The sequence below is a fragment of the Cellulomonas sp. genome, assembly GCF_035634735.1.
Taxonomy (GTDB): Bacteria; Actinomycetota; Actinomycetes; order Actinomycetales; family Cellulomonadaceae; genus Cellulomonas.
This window is the reverse complement of sequence record NZ_DASQCJ010000226.1, coordinates 1-3,118: the sequence shown is the minus strand read 5'-3', so window position 1 is coordinate 3,118 and position 3,118 is coordinate 1. Positions and strand designations below refer to the sequence as shown.

General features: G+C 75.2%; 4 protein-coding genes. 2 read left to right on the top strand and 2 right to left on the bottom strand.

Annotation, left to right across the window (positions count from 1 at the left end):
- On the bottom strand, window positions 1–518 hold a 518-nt coding region (locus VER05_RS18145; protein WP_324846713.1), incomplete at its 3' end, for an ABC transporter substrate-binding protein.
- Between the two features lie 373 nt (window positions 519–891).
- Between VER05_RS18145 and add the strand changes: the two genes are divergently transcribed.
- Together add and VER05_RS18135 are read left to right on the top strand one after the other, a co-directional pair.
- Window positions 892–1,911, top strand: a complete 1,020-nt coding sequence (gene add, locus VER05_RS18140) for an adenosine deaminase (RefSeq protein WP_324846712.1) — start codon at window positions 892–894, stop codon at window positions 1,909–1,911.
- A gap of 2 nt (window positions 1,912–1,913) precedes the next feature.
- On the top strand, window positions 1,914–2,372 hold the full coding sequence (locus VER05_RS18135) for a PPC domain-containing DNA-binding protein (RefSeq protein WP_324846711.1): 459 nt from the start codon (window positions 1,914–1,916) through the stop codon (window positions 2,370–2,372).
- 29 nt (window positions 2,373–2,401) lie between these two features.
- On the opposite strand, the gene VER05_RS18130 is transcribed toward VER05_RS18135, so the two are convergent.
- On the bottom strand, window positions 2,402–3,118 hold a 717-nt coding region (locus VER05_RS18130), incomplete at its 5' end, for a PucR family transcriptional regulator (RefSeq protein ID WP_324846710.1).

Sequence of the window (3,118 nt, the reverse complement as noted above, 5' to 3'; positions counted from 1 at the left end):
GCGAGGAACGCGTTCCACACCAGCGTGTTCGAGTCGGACACGGCGATGGTCTTGCCGGCCAGGTCGTCCGGGCCCTCGATCGGCGCGGAGGCGGCCGACACCAGCGCGAACGGGTTCTGCTGGTAGGTCGCGCCGACGATCTTCAGCGCGGCGCCGCTCTGGATCGCCGGGGCGGTGATCAGCGGGGAGGACAGGCCGACGAACGCCTGGCCGGAGGCGACGGCGGCCTCGGCCGAGGTGGCCGACGAGCCGCCCGCGGTCAGCGTGACGTCCGCGAAGCCGGCGTCCGTGTACCGGCCGTCCTCCACCGCGAGGTACTCGCCGGCGAACTGCTGGTTCTTCAGCCAGGACAGCTGGACGCTCACCGCGTCGAACGACTCGGCGGCGCCGGACGCGTCGCCGGTCGAGCCGGCGGTGTCGTCCGAGGAGCAGGCGGAGAGCAGGAGGCCGGCGGCGGCCACGGCGGCGGCCAGGCCGGCGATCCGGCGCCGGGGGCGCGCGGTGAAGGAGCGGGTCACGTCAACCTCGATCACGTCGTGCGGCGCCCGCGGCTACGGGCGGCCGCGGTGCCAGGGGGAGGGTCGCGCCGGGGCGACCCGGCGACTGCACCCATTCGACAGGCCCGGGCTCGGCCGTCGCCATGTGGGATCCTCCGAACTCGACCCGCCCCGGCGGTGCGGTCCGTTGTGCGACCCACCGAGCGCGTCACGTGCGCGTCACACGGCGGGGTCGCCGCGGCCCGCGCCCGGCGGATCGCCCAGCCCGGTCCCCCGCGGCGGCGGGCGGTCGTTGGTGGATCGCACGAGGCCGCAGGCCACGGCCCTGTGGTTGGCTTCCCGGCAAGCGTGGACCACCCGTCCGCGACGACCGACGAACGACCGGGAGCAGGACGTGTGGCCGACGGCTGAACTGCACGTGCACATCGAGGGCACGCTGGACGCCGACCTCATCCGCGCGCTGGCGGACCGCAACGGGCTGCCCGTGCCCGCGGGCGCCGGGCGGGGCGCGCCGTTCCGCGACCTGCAGGAGTTCCTCGACGTCTACTACGCGAACCTCGACGTGCTGCGCACCCGGCGGGACTTCCAGGACCTGGGCGCCCGCTACCTGGCCCGCGCGCACGCCGCCGGTGTCCGGCACGCCGAGATCTTCGTCGACCCGCAGTCGCACACCGAACGCGGCGTGCCGGTCGAGGACGTGCTGCTCGGGCTGTCCGCGGCGCTCGCCGACGCCCGCGCCCTCCACGGCATGTCGGGCGGGCTCATCGTCTGCTTCCTGCGGCACCTCGGCCCCGACGCCGCCATGGCGACGCTCGAGGCCGTGCTCCCCCACCGGTCGCTGCTGCTGGCGGTCGGCCTGGACTCCAGCGAGGTCGGGTTCCCGCCGTCGCTGTTCCGCGACGTGTTCGAGCGCGCCGCCGCCGAGGGCCTGCGCCGGGTCGCGCACGCCGGCGAGGAGGGCGGGCCGGACTACGTCTGGGAGGCCCTGGACATCCTCGGCGCCGAGCGGGTCGACCACGGCAACCGCGCGCTGGAGGACGTCGAGCTCGTCGCGCACCTCCGCGCCACCCGCACCCCGCTGACCGTGTGCCCGCTGTCGAACCTCGCGCTGCGCACCGCCGGCCCGGACCTGGCGGACCACCCGATCGCGGTCATGCTCGACGAGGGCCTGCGCGCGTCCGTGCACTCGGACGACCCGGCCTACTTCGGCGGCTACCTGGACGACAACGTGCGCGCGCTCGTCGCCGCCGGGACGGTCACCGAGGACCAGGTCGGCGTGCTCGCCGCCAACGCGGTCGCGTCGTCCTTCCTGCCCGACGCCGGCAAGGCCGCCCTGCTCGCCGAGATCCGCGCGCACGCCGAGGCGATCGGCGCCGCCGTGCCCGCCCTCGCCCTCGACCCCGCGGAGGTCTGAGCGTGCAGAGCACCGAGGTGACCACCGGCCGGCGCGTGGCGGTCGTGCTGGAGCCCGGCGACGAGGTGCTGACCTCGCTGACCGCGGCGTGCCGCGCGCACGGCATCCGGCAGGGGTTCGTGCCGGTGTTCTCCGGCGCCTTCCGCACCGCGCGGTTCATCGCCGCCGACGTGCCGGTCGACGACCAGGAGCCGCCGCTCCCCCAGCAGGTCACCGTGACCTACACGGAGGGCATCGGCAGCGGCACGATCCTGTGGGACGCGGAGACCGGCACCCCCACGCCGCACCTGCACCTGGCCGTCGGGGTCAAGAACGCGGCCGCGGCCGGGTTCGCCGGGCACGTGCTGAGCGCCGAGACGCACTACACGGTCGAGGTGCTGATCGAGGAGGTCGTGGCGCCGGCGCTGCTGCGCGTGCCGGACCCGCGGGCGTACGGCATCCCGACGATGCACTTCGCCTGACGGCGGCCTGACGCCGGCCCGACGCCGGCCTACTCCGACTCGTCGAGGCAGGTCATCGCGAGGAACAGGTCGACCCGGTCGGACATGGTGCTCATGTCGCGGTTGGTCAGCTCCTCGATGCGCGCGATCCGGTAGCGCAGCGTGTTCGTGTGCAGGTGCAGCTGCCGGGCCGTCTCCTGCCACGCGCCGCCGCCGTCGAGGAACGCCCGGAGCGTGCCGACCAGGTCGGCGTTGTGCCGCTCGTCGTAGGACAGCAGCGGGGCCAGCACCTCGCGGGCGTAGCCGGACCGGGTGCTCTCCCCGAGCATCCGCAGCAGCGCGCGGTGCGTCTGCACGTGCAGCGACGTCGACACCACCACCGGCTCGGTGCCGGCCGCGTTCTGCACCCGCTCGACCGCCGTGGCGATGGCCGAGTTCAGCCGGCTGACCCCGCTGACCGGGTCGCTCATGCCGACCCGCAGCTGCCGGCCGTCGAGCAGCAGCAGGTGCTCCTCGGCCAGGTGCTCGGCGAGCGGCCGCTGGTCGTCGCCCGCGCCGTTGACCAGCAGGATCGCCTGGTCGTCGAACCGGCAGCCGAGCACCCGGTGCCCCCGGGCGGTGAGCGTGCGCTGCAGCATCTCCAGCACGGCGGCGCGCGGGAACCGGGGGTCGTCGACCCGCGCCGCGACGATCGTCGTCTCGTCCGACGGCGCCATGCCCTCCAGGCGCATCCGCGCCGAGATCGCGCCGGGCGACGCCTCGGCGTC